The sequence below is a fragment of the Synechococcus sp. CC9616 genome (assembly GCF_000515235.1).
Classification (GTDB): domain Bacteria; phylum Cyanobacteriota; class Cyanobacteriia; order PCC-6307; family Cyanobiaceae; genus Parasynechococcus.
This window is the reverse complement of the sequence record NZ_KI911558.1, coordinates 1,370,806-1,388,125: the sequence shown is the minus strand read 5'-3', so window position 1 is coordinate 1,388,125 and position 17,320 is coordinate 1,370,806. Positions and strand designations below refer to the sequence as shown.

At 60.2% G+C, this 17,320-nt stretch carries 20 protein-coding genes; 13 read left to right on the top strand and 7 right to left on the bottom strand.

Features of this window, described 5'->3' with window-relative positions; translation table 11 throughout:
* Positions 1–13 precede the first annotated feature (13 nt).
* The 10 genes from SYN9616_RS0108205 to SYN9616_RS0108160 all read left to right on the top strand — a co-directional run bounded on the left by SYN9616_RS0108205 (position 14) and on the right by SYN9616_RS0108160 (position 10,752).
* Positions 14–4,099 carry a DNA-directed RNA polymerase subunit beta' gene (locus SYN9616_RS0108205; RefSeq protein WP_028952652.1) on the top strand — a complete coding sequence of 1,362 codons (4,086 nt, stop codon included), beginning with the start codon at positions 14–16 and terminating at the stop codon, positions 4,097–4,099.
* 35 nt (positions 4,100–4,134) lie between these two features.
* Positions 4,135–4,287: a high light inducible protein gene (locus tag SYN9616_RS0108200; protein WP_028952651.1), complete on the top strand. Its 153-nt coding sequence runs from the start codon at positions 4,135–4,137 to the stop codon at positions 4,285–4,287.
* Positions 4,284–5,339 carry a 23S rRNA (adenine(2503)-C(2))-methyltransferase RlmN gene (gene rlmN / locus SYN9616_RS0108195; RefSeq protein ID WP_028952650.1) on the top strand — a complete coding sequence of 352 codons (1,056 nt, stop codon included), beginning with the start codon at positions 4,284–4,286 and terminating at the stop codon, positions 5,337–5,339. Before SYN9616_RS0108200 ends, rlmN begins: the two co-directional genes overlap by 4 nt.
* 385 nt (positions 5,340–5,724) lie before the next feature.
* Positions 5,725–7,479, top strand: coding sequence for a sodium:solute symporter family protein (locus SYN9616_RS0108190; protein ID WP_028952649.1), 1,755 nt, complete (start codon positions 5,725–5,727; stop codon positions 7,477–7,479).
* A 28-nt stretch (positions 7,480–7,507) separates the two neighbouring features.
* Positions 7,508–7,633: a hypothetical protein gene (locus SYN9616_RS18110; RefSeq protein ID WP_255326793.1), complete on the top strand. Its 126-nt coding sequence runs from the start codon at positions 7,508–7,510 to the stop codon at positions 7,631–7,633.
* Between the two features lie 31 nt (positions 7,634–7,664).
* Positions 7,665–8,474: a HEAT repeat domain-containing protein gene (locus SYN9616_RS0108180; protein WP_028952648.1), complete on the top strand. Its 810-nt coding sequence runs from the start codon at positions 7,665–7,667 to the stop codon at positions 8,472–8,474.
* Positions 8,475–8,559: 85 nt separating this feature from the next.
* Complete coding sequence (locus tag SYN9616_RS0108175; RefSeq protein ID WP_028952647.1) at positions 8,560–8,766, top strand: DUF2997 domain-containing protein; 207 nt, start codon at positions 8,560–8,562, stop codon at positions 8,764–8,766.
* Positions 8,766–9,158 (top strand): DUF1257 domain-containing protein, encoded by a 393-nt coding sequence (locus SYN9616_RS0108170; RefSeq protein WP_028952646.1) that lies wholly within the window; start codon positions 8,766–8,768, stop codon positions 9,156–9,158. Before SYN9616_RS0108175 ends, SYN9616_RS0108170 begins: the two co-directional genes overlap by 1 nt.
* Complete coding sequence (locus tag SYN9616_RS0108165; protein WP_028952645.1) at positions 9,155–9,550, top strand: ferredoxin; 396 nt, start codon at positions 9,155–9,157, stop codon at positions 9,548–9,550. The genes SYN9616_RS0108170 and SYN9616_RS0108165 overlap by 4 nt, the downstream gene beginning before the upstream one ends.
* Positions 9,547–10,752, top strand: coding sequence for an aldo/keto reductase (locus SYN9616_RS0108160; protein WP_028952644.1), 1,206 nt, complete (start codon positions 9,547–9,549; stop codon positions 10,750–10,752). The genes SYN9616_RS0108165 and SYN9616_RS0108160 overlap by 4 nt, the downstream gene beginning before the upstream one ends.
* A 12-nt stretch (positions 10,753–10,764) precedes the next feature.
* Here SYN9616_RS0108160 and rsmG read toward each other — a convergent pair whose 3' ends face one another.
* The gene (rsmG, locus tag SYN9616_RS0108155; protein ID WP_028952643.1) at positions 10,765–11,505 is read right to left on the bottom strand and encodes a 16S rRNA (guanine(527)-N(7))-methyltransferase RsmG; all 741 of its coding nucleotides are present in this window, start codon (positions 11,503–11,505) and stop codon (positions 10,765–10,767) included.
* Between the two features lie 52 nt (positions 11,506–11,557).
* Here rsmG and SYN9616_RS15540 point away from each other — a divergent pair, with 52 nt between their 5' ends.
* Positions 11,558–12,079 carry a J domain-containing protein gene (locus tag SYN9616_RS15540; RefSeq protein ID WP_232200198.1) on the top strand — a complete coding sequence of 174 codons (522 nt, stop codon included), beginning with the start codon at positions 11,558–11,560 and terminating at the stop codon, positions 12,077–12,079.
* The gene (locus SYN9616_RS0108145) at positions 12,069–12,290 is read left to right on the top strand and encodes a DUF3143 domain-containing protein (RefSeq protein WP_232200191.1); all 222 of its coding nucleotides are present in this window, start codon (positions 12,069–12,071) and stop codon (positions 12,288–12,290) included. The genes SYN9616_RS15540 and SYN9616_RS0108145 overlap by 11 nt, the downstream gene beginning before the upstream one ends.
* A 1-nt stretch (position 12,291) precedes the next feature.
* Here SYN9616_RS0108145 and bioA read toward each other — a convergent pair whose 3' ends face one another.
* The gene (gene bioA, locus SYN9616_RS0108140; protein ID WP_028952641.1) at positions 12,292–13,587 is read right to left on the bottom strand and encodes an adenosylmethionine--8-amino-7-oxononanoate transaminase; all 1,296 of its coding nucleotides are present in this window, start codon (positions 13,585–13,587) and stop codon (positions 12,292–12,294) included.
* Positions 13,588–13,619: 32 nt separating this feature from the next.
* On the opposite strand from bioA, the gene SYN9616_RS0108135 reads away from it, so the two are divergent.
* The gene (locus SYN9616_RS0108135; RefSeq protein WP_028952640.1) at positions 13,620–13,907 is read left to right on the top strand and encodes a hypothetical protein; all 288 of its coding nucleotides are present in this window, start codon (positions 13,620–13,622) and stop codon (positions 13,905–13,907) included.
* A 10-nt stretch (positions 13,908–13,917) separates the two neighbouring features.
* Here the strand turns inward: SYN9616_RS0108135 and SYN9616_RS17680 are convergent, their stop codons facing one another.
* From SYN9616_RS17680 to SYN9616_RS0108110, 5 genes are read right to left on the bottom strand one after another with little or no spacing between them, the layout of a single operon-like run.
* Positions 13,918–14,073 (bottom strand): hypothetical protein, encoded by a 156-nt coding sequence (locus SYN9616_RS17680; RefSeq protein ID WP_198015162.1) that lies wholly within the window; start codon positions 14,071–14,073, stop codon positions 13,918–13,920.
* Positions 14,070–14,729 carry a dethiobiotin synthase gene (bioD, locus tag SYN9616_RS0108125; protein ID WP_028952639.1) on the bottom strand — a complete coding sequence of 220 codons (660 nt, stop codon included), beginning with the start codon at positions 14,727–14,729 and terminating at the stop codon, positions 14,070–14,072. The genes SYN9616_RS17680 and bioD overlap by 4 nt, the downstream gene beginning before the upstream one ends.
* Positions 14,726–15,481, bottom strand: a complete 756-nt coding sequence (locus tag SYN9616_RS0108120; protein WP_028952638.1) for a methyltransferase — start codon at positions 15,479–15,481, stop codon at positions 14,726–14,728. The genes bioD and SYN9616_RS0108120 overlap by 4 nt, the downstream gene beginning before the upstream one ends.
* Positions 15,478–16,176 (bottom strand): hypothetical protein, encoded by a 699-nt coding sequence (locus SYN9616_RS0108115; protein ID WP_028952637.1) that lies wholly within the window; start codon positions 16,174–16,176, stop codon positions 15,478–15,480. Before SYN9616_RS0108115 ends, SYN9616_RS0108120 begins: the two co-directional genes overlap by 4 nt.
* Complete coding sequence (locus SYN9616_RS0108110; protein WP_028952636.1) at positions 16,173–17,300, bottom strand: 8-amino-7-oxononanoate synthase; 1,128 nt, start codon at positions 17,298–17,300, stop codon at positions 16,173–16,175. Before SYN9616_RS0108110 ends, SYN9616_RS0108115 begins: the two co-directional genes overlap by 4 nt.
* Between the last annotated feature and the right edge of the window lie 20 nt (positions 17,301–17,320).

Below are 17,320 nucleotides of genomic sequence, written 5' to 3'. Positions count from 1 at the left end.
ACCGCGCGCAGCCATGACCTCCACCTCCAAATCCCGTAAATCCTCAAAGGCCAAGAAGGCCGCAGCTGCTGCTGCGGCTGAGAAAGCGTCCCGCCAGTTGGCTCAGACGCCCCCGCCGTTCCGCAATCGCGTTGTTGACAAAAAGGGGCTGAAGCAGCTGGTGGCCTGGGCTTACAAAAACCACGGCACAGCCGTGACCGCGTCGATGGCCGACAAGCTCAAGGATCTCGGCTTCCGTTACGCCACCCAAGCCGCTGTCTCGATTTCGGTGAATGATCTTCAGGTCCCTGAGGCCAAGAAGGCGCTTCTGGGAGAAGCGGAGGAACAGATCACGGCTACAGAGGAGCGTTACAGGCTCGGTGAAATCACGGAGGTGGAGAGGCACACCAAGGTGATCGACACCTGGACGGAGACCAACGAGCGACTGGTGGATGCGGTCAAGAAGAACTTCAACCAGAACGCGCCGCTGAACTCGGTCTGGATGATGGCCAACTCCGGTGCCCGCGGAAATATGTCGCAGGTGCGCCAGCTGGTTGGTATGCGCGGCCTGATGGCCAACCCGCAGGGCGAGATCATCGACCTTCCGATCCGTACCAATTTCCGTGAGGGTCTCACGGTCACTGAGTACGTCATTTCCTCCTACGGCGCCCGTAAGGGTCTGGTGGACACTGCACTGCGCACCGCTGACTCCGGCTACCTGACCAGGCGACTGGTGGACGTGGCTCAGGACGTGATCGTCCGCGAGGACGACTGCGGCACCATGCGCCATATCAATGTTGAAGCCGAGGACGGCAGGTTCGGCAGCCGCCTGGTTGGTCGTTTGACGGCATCCCAGGTGCTTGGTTCCGAAGGTGACGTGCTGGCGGAGCGGGATACCGAGATCGACCCTCCTCTCTCCGACCGGTTCGAAAAAGCTGGCGTCACCAGCGTCAGTGTGCGATCTCCGCTGACCTGCGAAGCCAACCGTTCGGTTTGTCGCAAGTGCTATGGCTGGGCCCTTGCTCACAACGAGCTGGTGGATCTTGGTGAGGCGGTGGGCATCATCGCGGCGCAGTCCATCGGTGAACCCGGCACCCAGCTCACGATGCGCACCTTCCACACCGGAGGCGTGTCGACTGCGGAAACGGGTGTTGTTCGCTCGACGATCGCAGGAACCGTCGAATTCAACTCCAAAGCAAGGATTCGTCCCTACCGGACACCGCACGGCGTGGAGGCACAGCAGGCAGAGGTTGATTTCACCCTCTCGATCAAACCCTCCGGAAAAGGACGCGCCCAGAAGATTGAAGTGAGCAATGGTTCGCTTCTCTTCGTCAGCAATGGCCAGGAGATCGAGTCCGATGTCACCGTTGCTCAGATCGCTGCAGGCGCAGTGAAGAAGAGCGTGGAGAAGGCCACCAAGGACGTGATCTGCGACCTCGCTGGACAGGTGCGTTACGAGGAGAAGATCCAGCCCCGGGAAGTCACGGACCGTCAGGGCAACATCACCGTCAAGGCCCAGCGCTTGGGACGCCTTTGGGTGCTGGCGGGTGATGTCTACAACCTGCCACCCAACGCTCAGCCTGTTGTTGAAGGACAGACCTCCGTTCATGAGGGCCAGGTGCTGGCTGAAGCCAGCCAGCGCAGTGAGTTCGGTGGAGAAGTAAGGCTTAGGGATTCCATCGGTGATTCCCGTGAGGTGCAGATCGTCACCACGGCGATGACCCTCAAGGATTTCAAGTTGCTTGAGGAATCCACCCACTCCGGTGAGATCTGGAATCTGGAGGCCAAAGACGGCACCCGCTACCGCCTCAACACCATCCCCGGCAGCAAGATTGGTTCAGGGGAAGTGATTGCTGAACTGGCTGACGATCGGTTCCGCACGAACACCGGTGGCCTGGTCAAGTTCGCGCCCGGTTTGGCCATCAAGAAAGCCCGTTCAGCCAAGAACGGCTACGAGGTCAGCAAAGGCGGCACCCTGCTCTGGATTCCTCAGGAGACCCACGAGATCAACAAGGACATCTCCTTGTTGATGATTGAGGACGGTCAGTGGATCGAAGCCGGTACCGAGGTGGTGAAGGACATCTTCAGCCAGACCGCAGGCATCGTCTCCGTCACCCAGAAGAACGACATCCTGCGCGAAATCATCGTGCGTGGTGGTGATTTCCATCTTTCCAGCGACAGCAAAGCGTTGGAGCGTTTCCAGGGCGATGGCCAGATGGTCAATCCCGGCGAGGAGATCGCCAAGGGGTTGAGCAACGACACCATGAAGTTCATTCAGACGGTTGAAACCCCTGAGGGAACAGGCCTTCTGCTGCGTCCTGTCGAGGAATACACGATTCCCAATGAGGCCCAGTTGCCTGAGCTGTCCCATGTGAAGCAGGCGAATGGCCCCCATCTCGGCATCAAGGCCACCCAGCGTCTCGCCTTTAAGGACGGGGAGCTGATCAAGTCTGTTGAAGGTGTGGAACTGCTGAAGACGCAGCTCCTGCTCGAAACCTTCGACACAACACCGCAGATGACGGTGGATGTTGAAAAAGCTCCGGACAGGAGAGCGAAGACGATCTCCCGCCTGCGGCTCGTCATCCTCGAGTCGATCCTCGTCCGTCGGGACACCATGTCCGACTCCAGTCATGGCTCCACCCACACGGAGCTGCAGGTTGAGGACGGCATTTCCGTGAAAGCCGGTGATGTGGTCGCCACCACCCAGATTCTGTGCAAGCAGGAGGGCGTGGCTCAGCTGCCCGATCCTCCGGAAGGAGAACCGGTCCGACGCCTCATCGTGGAGCGTCCTGAAGACACCACCACGCTCCAGACGTCAGGCGCTCCAGTGGTCACCGTGGGGCAACGCATCGTCGATGGCGAACTGCTTGCCGAAGGTGAACCCTCCGGGTGTTGCGGTGAGGTGGAGCAGGTCGATGGCAAGTCCGTCACCATGCGCCTTGGACGTCCATACATGGTGTCCCCCGATTCCGTCCTGCATGTGCGTGACGGGGACCTGGTGCAAAGGGGAGATGGTTTAGCCCTGCTTGTGTTCGAACGTCAGAAAACCGGCGACATCGTCCAGGGTCTGCCAAGGATCGAGGAATTGCTCGAAGCTCGCCGCCCCCGCGAATCGGCGATTCTCTGCAAGAAGCCTGGAACGGTTGAGATCAAGCAGGACGATGAAAACGAGTCGCTCACCGTCACGGTGATCGAGTCAGACGATGCCATCGGTGAATATCCGATCCTGCTTGGACGCAACGTCATGGTCAGTGATGGCCAGCAGGTGCACGCCGGCGAACTGATGACGGATGGTCCAATCAACCCCCATGAGTTGCTGGAGTGCTTCTTTGAAGACCTGCGCAGTCGCAAGCCCCTGATGGATGCGGCTCAGGAGGCGATCGCCAACCTTCAGCACCGTCTGGTCACCGAGGTGCAGAACGTCTACAAATCCCAGGGCGTGTCGATTGACGACAAGCACATCGAAGTGATCGTGCGTCAGATGACCAGCAAGGTGCGGGTTGAGGATGCCGGCGACACCACACTTCTCCCCGGTGAGTTGATTGAGCTTCGACAGGTGGAGGACACCAACCAGGCGATGTCGATCACCGGTGGTGCACCTGCTGAGTTCACACCGGTTCTCCTCGGCATCACGAAGGCTTCGCTCAACACCGACAGCTTCATCTCCGCTGCCTCCTTCCAGGAGACCACCCGCGTGCTCACCGAGGCGGCGATCGAAGGCAAGAGCGACTGGCTGCGCGGCCTCAAGGAGAACGTGATCATCGGTCGCTTGATTCCGGCAGGAACCGGATTCAGCGGCTTTGAGGAAGAGCTCCAGAAGGAAGCCGGCCCCCATCCGGACATCCTTGCTGAGGAGGCAACCGGCTACCGCCGGATGCAGAACCTCCGTCCCGATTACACGGTGGAGATGCCTTCCGCTTCCAGCGCCAGCGCTGTGCTGGACGACCCAAGCGATGCCGACCTCGAAGCCACAAGAACGCGGCACAACATCGAGGCGTCGAGTAGTAACTTCGCCGCATTCACCCGCCCTGAAGCCGACAATGAGCTTGCCGAGGAGCAGGTGGTGGATGCCGAAGCCGTGGAGGGGCTTCAGGAGGAAGGTTTGCTTTCCGATGAGTGATCACCATCCCATTCGCCGTCATCAACACGAGTGCCATGCTTGAGCCCAAGGAAATCCCCCAGCGGCGTTTGCCGCGCTACGGCTTTCATGGCCATACCGAAAAGCTCAACGGCCGCTTGGCCATGCTGGGATTCATCGCTCTTCTGGTGGTGGAATTCAGGCTTGGCCATGGACTGTTGATCTGGTGACGGATCCTCTGCTCGGCCGCAGCGCAGCCGAGCTCGAGGACTGGGCCGTTGCTCAGGGACAACAACCCTTTCGGGGTCGGCAGCTTTACGATTGGCTATACAGCAAAGGCGCCCACTCCCTGAATGACATCACGGTGCTCCCGAAGCGCTGGCGTCAGCAGCTTCAGGACACCGATGTGGTCGTTGGTCGCCTCAATGAAGTGCATCGGTCGGTTGCCACCGATGCCACGACCAAACTCCTCCTCTCCACTGACGACGGCGAGACCATCGAAACCGTTGGAATCCCAACGGATCAGCGCCTGACGGTCTGTGTGTCCAGCCAGGTGGGCTGTCCGATGGCATGTCGTTTCTGTGCGACCGGCAAGGGAGGTCTGCAGCGTTCACTCAAGACCCACGAGATCGTCGATCAGGTTCTCAGTGTGCGGGAAGCGATGGATCGCCGGCCTTCGCATGTGGTCTTCATGGGAATGGGAGAGCCTTTGCTCAACAGTGAGGCTGTCCTCGAGGCCATCCGCTGCTTCAACACAGATCTCGGGATCGGTCAGCGCAGAATCACGGTGAGCACCGTTGGTGTTCCCCACACGCTTCCTCAGTTGGCTGAACTGGCGATGCAACGGCTCGGCCGTGCCCAATTCACCCTTGCGGTGAGTCTGCATGCTCCGAACCAGGCGCTGCGTGAAGAGCTGATACCCACAGCGCGGGCCTATCACTTCGACGCGTTGCTCGACGACTGCCGTCACTATCTGAATCTCACGGGACGACGCGTCAGTTTTGAGTACATCCTTCTGGGTGGCTTGAACGATGCTCCTGAACATGCTGTTGAGTTAGCCGACCGGGTTGGTGGCTTTCAGAGTCACGTGAATCTGATCGCTTACAACCCGATCGACGAGGAAGACTTCAAAAGGCCTGAACCCAGACGCATTGATGCCTTCCAACGTGCCTTGGAGCGGCGTGGAGTGGCCGTGAGCTTGCGCGCGAGCCGTGGTCTCGATCAGAACGCCGCCTGTGGGCAGTTGCGACGGCAGCGAACCTCGCCAACATCTTCGTTGTGAGTCTTTCGCTTTAAAGGTCGCGATGGTTGAAGTGGTGTTTTTGAATTGAAAAAGTAGTGGACGATGATCTTGAAGTGAAATCTAGATATGAATATTCGACATCTTGTGTTCCATTGCGGCTGTTGTATTCAGCCTTTTCTTTTGATTTTTATTTACAAGCTGTGTTGATATAGGTGGAATTATCTATTTCGTGGAGTGCGCGAGTGAACGGATTTGGTGGCAATCAAGTTGCGATAACGTTTAAAAGTCCTTCAGTTAATGTTGTCTTGAATTGACAAGCCTTGTTCTGTTTTTCTTGTCTTTGAGCTGCTTTTTGTGTTGATGTGAAAGACTCTGGAAAGTTTGTATCGAACTGTTCCAGATTTGGATTACGTCTCTGAGGTGAATGGCATTAATTGATTGGTTCCTTTTGGTTCTTTACCTCGTTCTGACGTTGGTGCTGGGCCTTTGGTTGGCGCGTCGCAACAGGGGAGAAGATGATTTCTTTGTGGCTGGCCGCAGCCTCAGCGGCTGGCTGGCTGGCGCCTCGATGGCGGCCACGACCTTCTCGATCGATACGCCTCTCTACGTCGCTGGCCTGGTTGGGACCAGGGGGCTCGCCGGTAACTGGGAATGGTGGAGTTTCGGCCTGGCCCATGTGGCGATGGCGGTCGTTTTTGCACCCTTGTGGCGCCGCAGTGGCGTCCTCACGGATGCGGCCTTCACCGAGCTTCGTTACGGAGGGCCTGTCGCGGCCTTGTTGCGCGGTGTCAAGGCGTTTCTGCTCGCCCTGCCGGTGAACTGCATTGGGATTGGGTATGCCTTCCTGGCGCTGCGCAAGGTGGTTGAAGCGCTGGGCATCGTCTCCGGAGAACCAGCCGCCCTTGGGATCAGCGATACGGTCTGGCTGATGGCTGTTGTGGCCCTGTTGGTGGTCAGTTACACGGTCGCCGGTGGCCTCTGGGCTGTGGTCGTCAATGACCTTTTGCAATTGGTTCTGGCTTTGGCCGGTGCGCTTGCTGTCGCGATCGCAGCCCTGCATGCGGCGGGTGGCATGGGTCAATTGCTCGAGCGACTTGAGAACCTCGGGCGCCCCGAACTTCTCAGCATCGTGCCCTGGACCTGGGACGGCAATGGGATGAACTGGCTTGAAGGTGCCGGCATCAGCGTGCCGATGTTTACGGCTTATCTGGCGATTCAGTGGTGGAGTTTTCGACGCAGCGACGGCGGTGGAGAATTCATTCAACGGATGCTGGCCACCCGGGATGAGCAGCAGGCGCGCCTCGCCGGTTGGGTTTTTCTGGTGGTTAATTACCTGATCCGTAGCTGGCTCTGGGTGGTGGTGGCCTTGTCCGCCCTGGTGCTGCTGCCCGCGCAAAGCGATTGGGAGTTGAGCTACCCGGCGCTTGCGGTTGAGCTTTTGCCTCCTGTTGCCCTTGGTCTAGTGGTGGTCTCCTTGGTGGCCGCATTCATGAGCACGGTCAGCACCTCGGTGAACTGGGGGGCCAGCTACCTCACCCATGACCTCTACCAACGCTTTCTCCGCCCCAATGCCAAATCCGCTGAACTCTTGCTGATCGGCCAGCTCACCACCGTGCTGCTCCTGGTGCTTGGGGTGATCACCGCTTTGGTGAGCGACAGTATCGGAACGGTGTTCCGGCTGGTGATCGCGATTGGATCAGGCCCTGGCGTTGTCCTGGTGTTGCGCTGGTTCTGGTGGCGCGTGAATGCGGCCGCCGAGCTGGCAGCCATGCTCTGCGGCTTCATTGTCGGTCTGTTCACCTCGGTGATTCCGCTGCTGCGCATCGAAGATTTCGGGATTCGCCTGACGGTGATCACCGTGAGTTCAGCTGTCGTCTGGCTGGCGGTGATGTTGACAACTCCTCCGGAATCAGATGAGGTGCTTGAGCGTTTCGTGCGTCAGGTTCGGCCCCCAGGTCCCGGTTGGAAACGCTGGCGTGAACGTTTCGATGTGGACGCCGTTGACACCCTGCCGGAGCTGCTTCGACGGTTTCTTCTGGCGAATGGTGTGCTGTTCGGGGGATTGCTCGGGATCGGTGCCTTCCTGCTCCATCAGCAGTGGCTTGGCTGGGGATGCCTGCTTGTGCTTGTGCTCTGTGCCCTGACGCTTCGTCCGCGGTCGGCAACCTCTGCTTCCTGAGCAGAATGCCGCCAGCAGCGCCAGATCCTTGGCTTTTTTCCGTTCAACCGTCCTGCCGGCCCTGATCGTGATTCTTTTTGCAGTCGCTCTGTTCGCTGTAAGCGCCAGAATCTGGTTGCCAGGAGACATGCTGGAACCCGCTCCGCTGGGCTGAGACGGCGGGCGCCAGATCTACGATCTTCTCCATGACAGACGGTTCCGGCCAGCAGCGTGATCAGAGTCTTTCGAGGCTGTCGATCGATCCCGACCTGCTGGCTCAGGAACTGGCTGCGGAGGAGAACCTCGATCCACTCGATTCGCTCGATCCAGGTGATGAGCTTGGGAATTCACTGGAGGTTGCCCGGGCCTGTGACCAGGGATTGATTTCGTTGGGGCTGGGTCATGAGGAGCGGCTCCAGGGATTGCGCGTCTTTTGTGAGCATCGCGACCCTCGAGCTGTCCCTCAGCTGCTTCCTCTGCTGAAGATGTCCTGTCCGGTTGAACGGATGAGTGCGGTGTATGCCCTCGGCAGAAACCCCTCTCCTCCAGCGGTCGAGCCTCTGCTGCAGGTCCTTCAGCTCGACAGCAATGCCTATGTCCGCAAGGCAGCTGCCTGGAGTCTTGGCAATTATCCGGACGCACCAATCCTGAATCCATTGATTCGTGCACTGCAGACGGACGTTGCCGCCGTCCGGCTCTGGTGTCCGGGCTCCTTGGCGGAAGCCGGAAGCCGTTCGCCGGTCAAGGCCGATCCAGCGGCAGGGCAGTTGCTCATCAGCCTGCGTATCGACAGCGAGCCAGTTGTGCGCAGCAATTGCATCTGGGCACTCGGACGGTTGCATGAGTTGTTGGTTGAGCCGCGTCAGCAGGAAATTGTTGAAGCCTGTGTTTCAGCGTTGCTGCACGACGGCGAGGCCTCGGTGCGTGATGAAGCCCGTACAGCATTGGAACAGCTTGAGGATCCAGATGTTCTGGTCCGGCTTCAGACCCTGATTGAGGATGGATTTTTCCCCTGATGGGTTTGGGTCATCTCGGTGTTACAACCCCACCAACGAAGCTGGGCAATCGCCCTTAGCATGCGCGCCTTAGCACCTTGCAGGGATGCCCCAGAGAACCATCCGCTTCACGATCAAACCTGATGGTCGTGTGGAAGAGACGGTTGAAGGGGTTGCCGGCGAAGCGTGTCAGCAGCTCACTGAACGTTTAGAGAATGCTCTTGGCAGCGTCCAACGACGAGAGCCCACTGCTGAAGCCTTCGTGACGCAGGAGTTGCAGGCCCAGACCGTCACCACCTCCTCTTTATCCTGATGTCGCACTTCAGCACCGTTAAAACCGAACTGCGACAGTTGGAGCCCCTCGTGAAGGCTCTCTGCGATCTCGGATACTCCCCGGAGCAGGGTGAACATCCTGTTCGTGGCTATCAGGGACAGACCATCACGGCTGAAATCGCTGTGTCGATGCCATCTGGTGGTGACCTCGGTTTTCGTTGGAACGATCACAGAGGTGCCTACGAGCTCGTCACCGACCTCGATCTCTGGAAGCAGAAGGTTCCCGTTGAGCGCTTTTTGGCGCAGCTCACCCAGCGGTATGCCCTCAATACGGTTCTGGCTGCAACAACCCTTGAAGGGTTCGAAGTGGCGGAGCAAAAGCAGACCGTCGATGGTGCCATTGAGTTGGTGGTAACCCGCTGGGACGCCTGAATTCCACTGATCCGGCCCAGGCGTTTGCGGCCCCTGCCCAGTTTCCAGCTTCTGCCAATGGTAGAGAGCCTTTGCTGGGCGGAGAATTACGTGATCAGGCTGTCTGGGTCGACGAGGCCGTTTGCATCGGATGTCGGTACTGCGCCCATGTGGCTTGCAACACGTTTGTGGTGGAGGCTTCCCACGGTCGTTCTCGAGCGATTCGGCAGGACGGCGACACCACAGAAAGGATTCAGGAAGCAATTGATACCTGTCCGGTGGATTGCATCCACTGGGTTCCATTCGAAGAGCTGGAGTCGCTCCAAGCTGAACTGGCTGCCCAGACTTTTCTACCCCTCGGCATGCCACGTCCGACGGGGCATCGCCGGTTGAAACCACGATCCCGGGGATGACGCCTTCCATCCCAACGCGTCGCTTCGGTCGTACCGAACTGGCGATGCCGGTTCTCTCGCTTGGAGGAATGCGTTTCCAGCAGAGCTGGAGTGATCTCCCTGCCAACGAGATCAACGATCGGTCCCAGCTCAATCTGCAGGACACCTTGCAGCGCGCGGTGGATTGTGGGTTCCACCATGTGGAAACCGCCCGTCATTACGGCAGCTCAGAGCGCCAACTGGGCTGGGCCATTCCTCAGGCGCCAGATCCAAAGCGCATCCTTCAAAGCAAGGTTCCGCCTCGGGATAATCCTGATGAATTTGAAGAGATGTTGGCGCTGACATTTCAGCGCCTGGGCTGTAAGCGACTAGATCTGCTCGCCGTTCATGGCATCAATCTGCCCCGTCACCTCGACCAGACCCTGCGTCCAGGTGGCTGCCTGGAGGTTGTGCGCCGCTGGCAGCAGGAGGGACGAATCGGCCACGTGGGCTTCTCCACTCACGGCCCCACCGACCTCATCACAACAGCCATCCAGTCCGACGCCTTCGACTATGTCAATCTCCACTGGTATTACATCGACCAGCGCAATTCAGCAGCGCTCGATGCTGCATCCCAGCGGGATATCGGCGTGTTCATCATCAGCCCGACAGATAAAGGTGGCCATCTGCACACACCCTCGGAGCGTCTGCGGGATCTCTGTTCTCCTTTGCATCCGATTGTGTTCAACGATCTGTTCTGTCTCAGTGATCCGCGCGTCCACACCATCAGCGTTGGCGCGGCGCGACCCTCTGATCTCGACCTTCACCTCGAGGCCCTCGAGCGCCTCCCCGATGCCTCTCAGCTGATTGAACCGGTGCATCAACGCTTATGCGCCAGGGCTGCCGAGGCGCTTGGCGAGGACTGGTTGGAGTCCTGGCGCAGAGGCTTACCCAGCTGGCGTGAGACTCCCGGACAGATCAATCTGCCCGTTCTGCTCTGGCTGCACAATCTTCTGGAAGCCTGGGATCTGGAGAGTTACACCCAATCGCGATACCGACTTCTCGGCCAGGGCAGCCACTGGTTCCCTGGTGCCAATGCCGATGCGCTAGATGACTCCGTCTCGGAGGACGACCTGCTTCAGGTGTTGTCGCAAAGCCCTTGGTCAAATCGCATTCCAGACCTTCTCAGAGGGTTGAGGCGGCGGCTCGCCGGTGATCCTCAGCAGCGGCTGACCACCGCCTGATTGGACGGACTGTCATTGAGCGGTTCCCAGGGGCACTTTGCCTGGCACACCGATGGGCCTCGGATACGTGTCCGGGCAGCGGCTGACGCTGCGAACCCGCAGCACATGTCGAACGCCTCGTCCGGCAGGCAGCTGCAGTGTCTGTACGTCGTGGATCGTCGCCTTCAACGGTTTCAGCGCCTTGGTCAGATCCGTTGAATCGGCATCACTCCACTGGCCCCGATACAACAACGCTTCGCCGCTGTCTCGCAGCAGTGGCACCAAATATTCCGCCACCACCGGCGCTGAGGCCACGGCCCGGGCCACCGCCAGATCGAAGCGGCCGCGGCAGGTTCGATCGCGGCCGGTTGCTTCGATCCTCTCGGTGCGGATTCTGGTGCGCTTGGAGAGCCCCAAGGCTGAGGCCATCGCGTGCACTGCTGCGGTCTTGCGTCCAACGGAATCGACCAACGTCATCCGGGTTCCGGGCAAGGCGATGGCCATGGCAAGCCCGGGGAATCCACCGCCTGTTCCCACATCGATGCATTCCCGTGATGAGGTGCTCGATTTCAGTTCCTCCGTCAAAGGCCAGAGGCTGTCGAACACCTGGTTGATCCAGTAGTCCTCACCCTCCACCAATCGGGTCAGGTTCAACTGACGATTCCAGTGCCGCAGCAGCTCCTGCAGCTTGATCAGATCCTGCAACTGTTCCGGCGAGGGCTCCCATCTCAGCGCTGTCCAGAGATCGCGCGCGGGTTCACTGGATTCCTCCATCGGCCACAGCAGCGACTGTTCCTACGATGAAACACCGTCTGGATTGCCGTTGTTGAACTTCCGCTGCCATTACGAGCGGTTGGGAGTCGTCAGCACGGCGGATGCCGAAGCCCTGCGCCAGGCCTTCCGTCGGCGGAGCAAGGATTTGCATCCCGACACCACGGCGCTCCCGCCTGATCAGGCTGCATCGGAATTTCAGATGCTGCGTCAGTCCTACGAGCTGCTCCAGGATCCCGAGCGCCGCCGCCGTTATGACGAGCAGCGCCTTCGCGCAGCGGCCTCCAGGGCCGTTCCGCCTCCACCGGTTCGCGCAGGAGATAGCTGGAGCGGCATCGGAGAACGTCGCCCCCTCTCCGGTGGCGAGTGGTTCTCGTTGCTGTTGCTGCTGCTGGCGCTGCTGATCAGTGTGGTGCTCGGCCTCGGTGTGGCTTCGGTTCAGGGTCGTTCCTGGCAGGTCTCCCCCGGCTGGTTGTCAACTGGGCAGACTCAGAGCGTGATGCCCTTTCAGCCGCCCGATGCCAGCCCTGCCGACGGATCGGACACCACTGAACCAACACTCGCTGATGGCCCTTGAGCAATGGCTTCGGGATCTCGGCGCTGAACCTGCGCCTGATGCTCCGAGTCGCTGGACTCTGCAGACCCCTACATGGTCTGCGGAACTGACTCTCGAACAGGAGGATCTCCGCGTGACGTGGCTGCAGCCGGAGGCAGAGCCAAGACAGTGTTGTTTGCCCTACGGGCTCTCCAGGGCGGATGTGGAAGCGGCGATTCAGGCAGGGCCCTGATTCAAAGCTGATCCAGGGCGTTGCGAAGAACCGCATAGCACTGGTGCAACTGCTCCTCGGTGATGCATAGCGGGGGCATCAGATACACCACCTGACCAAGCGGCCGAAGAAACACACCCTGCTCCATGGCCAGCCGTTTCACAGTGGGCCCTGCTGGATTGAGATATCCGGAACAGCCCTCCACATTGAGGTCAAAAGCTGCCACGGTCCCGAGCAGCCTCGGCCGTTGCAGGCGTGGATGAGAGGCCAGGTCTTCGAGATGGGGACGGTGCCGCTGCTCGAAGCCCAGAAAGCTTTCCGGTGAGGCTTCCAGGAGGTCAAGGCTGGCATTGGCAGCGGCGCAGCCGAGGGGGTTGGCGGTGAAGCTGTGCCCGTGCCAGAAGGTGTCCTGAGGTTCTCCTCCAAGGAATCCTTCAAAGATGGTTTTGCTTGCCATGGTGACCCCCATGGGCAGGCAGCCGCCGGTGAGCCCCTTCGACAGGGCCATCAGATCCGGCTGGATTCCCGCCCGTTTACTGGCGAACCAGTCGCCGCAGCGGCCGAACCCTGTCAGTACTTCATCCGCGATCAACAAAGCTCCCGCCCGGCTTACCCGCTGCTGCACCTGCTGCAGGAACGCCGGCCGCACCATCGACATGCCGCCTGCTCCCTGCAGCAGTGGCTCGAGAATCACGGCGGCTGTGGGTACCTCGAGGCAGGAGTCCAGCAGATCGAGTGTGGCTTGCTCACGGTCCTGAACTGTTTCGTCATGCCACCAGGTGGCAGGCCACGGCACTCGGGCGACGGGAAACAGCTTGTCGTTGAAGGGCGCGCTGAAGAGGTTGCGTTCTCCCACGGCCATCGCTCCGAAGGTGTCGCCGTGATAAGCACCGTCGAAGGCGACGATCTGATGGCGAGCCTCGCCGCGGTTGAACCACCACTGACAGGCGATCTTGATGGCAACTTCCACAGCGGTTGAACCGTTGTCGGAAAAGAACAGGCGCTCCAGGCCGGTGTGGTGGCTCAGACGTCCCGCCAGCTTTTCCGCTGGCTCATGGCAGAAGTCGGCGAAGATCACCTGCTCAAGCTGGTGGGCCTGGCTTGCAATGGCCTCGGCCAGCACTGGATGCCCATGGCCGTGCAGGGTGACCCACCAACTGCTGATGGCATCAATCAGTGGAGCATCGCTGTTTTCGGGATACAGCAGGGCTCCCCTGCCGGCCCGGATCCGTTGCTGCGGCGCTGCCGACCGGATCTGGGTGAAGGGGGGCCAGAGGTTCGGATGGCTTGTCAGAGGTCCCGCCGAAACCATGGTCATCTCTGCTGGTTTTGTCATATTGGAGGTCGAGGGTGCTCACCCCTGACGATTCGATGCGTTCCAGGCGTCTTTCAAATCGATTCATTGTTCCGGCACGTCCAGCGGGCAAGCCCACCGGCCTCGGGTCCGTGCGTAGGGAAGTCTTTGCAGACGGAGGCTGGCTGTCGATTCGTGTCCTGCTTGAAGAACGGGGCTGGTCTCCGTCCCACGTCGACCAGATCTACGAGCAGCTGCGCCAGGGATGGCCACTGGCGATGGCTGTTCGCCAGGTGGCGATGCGAATGGGAACCTGCCCGATGCGCTCGAAATCGCTCGGTTAGGCCCCCTGATTCAGCGGCAGACGTCGCTGTTCTGTTCAGCCTCTGTTGAGAGGGGGCCGCAGTTGAACCATCGAACCATCTGAACCTCGATATCTGTGAACAACACAAGAACCCCGCCGCAGAGCAGGGCGACCGCCAGGCTGACCAGGGACTGCCGTCTGTTCATGGTGATGCCTGATCCTCCAGTTGCCGGAATTTAGGGCCCAGCTCCTGTTGCTGCCATTGCGCTGCCAACGTCTCCGCCGTCAGCGGGACCAGCGAAGGTAGTTCCGCCAGCACCGGAACGCCTCCGAACTGTTCCAGAGTCCGTGGATTGTCGGCATGCAGCGGCCCGTTGAGGATCAGTCCCAGGACATTGATCTGCCGTTTCTTCAACGCCTCAAGACTCAGCAGGGTGTGGTTCAAGGTGCCAAGTCCGCTGCGGGCCACAAGCACGATCGGCAGGTTCCAGACCTGCAGCTGATCAATCTGCAACCAGTTGCGCGTGAGTGGAACGAGAAGTCCGCCAGCGGTTTCCACAACCAGAGGTCCTGGATGGTCTGGCAGGGCCAGAGATCTTGGATCAAGCGGTGTTCCATCGAGCTCCGAGGCCCAGTGGGGAGACACCGGTTGGCTGAAGGCATACGCCTCAGGCAGCATCCTCTCTTCATTGAGGTCAAGAAGCTGCCGTACACGGTTGCGATCGCCGCCACCCTCCAATCCGCTCTGGACTGGTTTCCAGTAGCTGGCCTGCAGCCCCTGAACGAGAAGCGCACTGACGACGGTCTTGCCGACGTCCGTATCCGTGCCGCACACCACCAATTGCATGATGGATCGAGTCATCGACGGAGCAGCAGGATGAGGATCTTCCAGGTGAGGCCAGGATGGTCTGAGCCTTCATCCTGCGGCCAGGCGTGGAAAAGCCGGCGCCAGGATGCCGTGCTCAGCCGTTGAGCGGGGGTGGAGTCAGCGCCTGTCGCCGTCATGGGTTTCAGGAGGCGAACGGCATGCTCAGCCCGTTGGGTGACATTCAGCACAGTGCAGTGCTGAATGGCCGATGGTTGCAAGCCTGCGAGCAGGTTGTCTCGATCCGGCAGCGGCATGGCCGTGCAGGCAGCACCGGCGCGTGCTGCAGCTTGATGCCATTGCGGAAAACTGCCCTCAATCGGAACGCTCAGAGCCATCCATCCATCAACGGCAAGGCAGTTGAGCCAGTGCTGCAGGGTCTTCGCAGGGCAATTCAGCCAGTGCAGCACAAAGCTCGACGCCAGCAGCGTGGGAGGCGCAGGCCAGTGCGGCAGCGGGTTGTTGAGATCGAACGCCAGGACGGATGGTTGTTGTCCTTGCTGGGAGAGCATGGCCTGACTGCCATCGAGTCGCAGCACCTGCTGACCCGGACACTGCCGCTCCAGTGCATCGGCCAGCAGCCCCGTGCCGCTTCCCAGGTCAACCCAGAGTCCTGCTGGAATCGGCTGTTGCATGCAAAGGCTTGCCAACCGTTCGGCGATCACACGCTGCAGATTGGCTTCACCGTCGTAGTGGCTGGCGGCCCCGTCAAATCGCGGGAGGACCTGTTGTCTCCAGGCCTCCGTCATGGTCTTTCCAGCCAGCCCAGCACCCGTTGCAATGCATCAGCCGTCAGCAGCGCGTGGCCGCTGTTGGGCTGCAGCATCTCAGTGGGCTTCTTTTTCAATCGACCGTTGAGGGACTGGATCAGCAGCTTTTGAGTTTCGGGAGGAACAATCTGATCAAGCCCGCCCTGAACAACCAGACAGTCAGCCTGATCGGGGAAGCCTGGTGGCAAGGCGGTCAGTTTTGCCAGCAAGTCCAAGTCGTCCTGCAGGCGCTGCCGGCCGGTTTCACTGATCCCCCGAAGTAATGCATTCGGAGGCAGGGCCGACAGCGGCAATGGGGCAGCTGCCCGTTCTAGGAAGCGTTGAAGCATCGTTCTCTCCTGCTGGGTGCCCAGCGCCTTGGCCATCCCCCTCAGAGCGGTTCTCAGGCCTCGGCCATCAACTTCTCTGGGAACGAAAGAAGCAAATCCACCCAGCAGCACAAGATCGGTGGCGACCGACAGGACGGAGGCTGGCAGCAGGTGGAAGCCGAGCGAGTGGCAGATCACCAGCCTGCGCGTTGAACCATCCACCCACTCGGAGCTCTGGGGTGATCGGTTGCCATAGCCGCGTTCCCCACTGAACCAATGCCATCCCCGCTGCTCAAATTGGCGGCTCCAAAGCGTCCAGCAACTGTTGTCTCCCGCCCATCCATGCATCGCGATCACCTGCTTCATGGACGGGAGAGAGTGCTCAGAAATCTCTCCAGAGTGTTGTCCGGCAGATCGCGGCGAAGCACGACGCGCAGCCTGGCCCGCCCCTCCGGCACCGTGGGTGGTCTGATGGCGACGCAGAGAAGCCCTGCCTCTTCCAGTGTTTGCTGGAACCGCAGCGCGTCCTCATCGGCCCCCACGATCAATGGAAGGATCGGACCCTTGCCTGCTGGTCTGTTCCAACCTCTCTGTGTCAGAGCATCGCGCCAGCAGGATGCTCTATTCCGAAGTTGATCACACCAGTTGGGATGCGCCTTGATTTGCTTCAGCGCTGCCAGTGCTCCTGCCACAAGCGGTGGAGCCATAGCTGTTGTATAGCGAAAAGCCCCACAGGTCTGCAGCAGGCGTTCCCCCATGGCGGCATCACCGGCCAAAAAGGCGCCACCGCTGCCAAAGGCTTTGCCGAAGGTGCCGCTGATCAGATGCACTGGATGGCTGAGACCGTGACAGAGACCTCTTCCTCCGCTCCCCAGGACTCCCAGGGCATGGGCCTCATCGATCAGTAATCGCGCACCGTAGGCAGCACAGAGGCGAGCAAGCACTGCCAGATCCGGGCTTGTCCCTTCCATGCTGAACAGGCTTTCGCTGATCACCAACGGCGGCTCATTGTTGTTGCAAGAAGCCAGGCGTCGCTCGAGATCGGCAAGATCGTTGTGAGCGAAGCGTTGCAATCGCGCGCCGCTGGCCTGAACGCCCACGAGGAGCGAGTGGTGAATCAGGCGATCGGCCAGCACCGTGCTGCGTCGATTGGCAAGGGCACTGACGGCAGCGATGTTGGCTTGGAAACCGCTTGGAAACAGCAGCACCCGCTCACGATTCAGCCATCGGGCCAGGGCCTGCTCCAGTTCGTCATGGCTGGGGCGGCTGCCCGTCACAAGCCGTGACCCCCCTGCGCCCACTCCCTCCTGCTGCAGGGCCGTTGTTGCTGCGGCCACCAGATCAGGATGACGACTGAGGCCTAGATAGTCATTGCTGGCCAGATCCAACAGTGGTGTGCCCGGTCCGTTCGCACTGCAAAGCTGCCACCGCTCCTGGCCTGGGCTCCAGGTGCGGAGGCGGCGACGTCGGGCCGGGTCGACTGGGCTCATCGGATCAGTCTGCGCGCTGC